This is a genomic window from Phyllobacterium sp. P5_D12, assembly GCF_054049495.1.
This window is the reverse complement of sequence record NZ_JBFUMG010001043.1, coordinates 1-852: the sequence shown is the minus strand read 5'-3', so window position 1 is coordinate 852 and position 852 is coordinate 1. Positions and strand designations below refer to the sequence as shown.

Genomic DNA, 852 nt, shown 5'->3' with positions numbered 1-852 from the left:
GTGCAGAATCGCAGCTCCTTCGGCGGTTGCAGCATCAGCGAGCACGGCGCGGATGCCTGACGCGATTTTGGAAGACTTGGAGGAGGCAATGATCTTTGCTGCTTCGTCCAGCTTTGCCTGCGCTCGGCCGACGATGGCGACATTCGCGCCTTCGGCAGCCAGCCGCTTGGCGATTGCTAGCCCGATTCCTGCGGTGGATCCAGTCACAAGAGCTGTCTTGCCTGTCAGTTTCAGGTCCATGGGAGCTTCTCCTAGATTGGGTATTTCGCATAGTTGATCATCATCGACGGAGGTTTGAGTTAACGTGCCTTAGAGCGTGATGACTCGCAATCATTAGCTGCAAAAACACTGATAACGAAGTCGTGGGAAAACCGAAATCAGAGGCTAACTTTCGCCAGCGTCACTTTTATGTTCGCCGCAATACCATTCAAGCCCGTAGCGCTTCTCAAATCCGAACCCCCCCCATCTTTGCGGCCTTCGTGAATGCAGTAGTTCAAAAAGCCCGACCGGGGGCTTTCTCCATATGATCGGGATAGACAGGTTTTGGAGTTTCGCTCATTTCTCTCGGCAATAAAAATAACCGCAGTCGCACATTTCCATTGCACACCATCCTGAGATTAGGGACCTGCTGTCCACGTGACTGTGCGGCTGTTGGAACCCAGAGGCGCCGCCTGATCTTGCGACGGAAAGCATCATTGCGAACTGCAAAGGCGCACGAAACGCCCACTGTTTGCGCGCAAGTGCACATCTAACACTTGTTGTTAGTCAAATGGACGTTGCTTAAGTGCTTGAATTTGAGGTTCAGATGGTGGGCGTGACAGGGATTGAACCTGTGACCCCTACGATGTCAAC

At 52.9% G+C, this 852-nt stretch carries 1 protein-coding gene; it reads right to left on the bottom strand.

Going from position 1 to position 852, the window contains the following annotated elements; all coding sequences use genetic code 11:
* Window positions 1-240: SDR family NAD(P)-dependent oxidoreductase (locus ACXJ5O_RS28560; protein ID WP_457302852.1), on the bottom strand; the 240-nt coding region annotated here is incomplete at its 3' end.
* Between the last annotated feature and the right edge of the window lie 612 nt (window positions 241-852).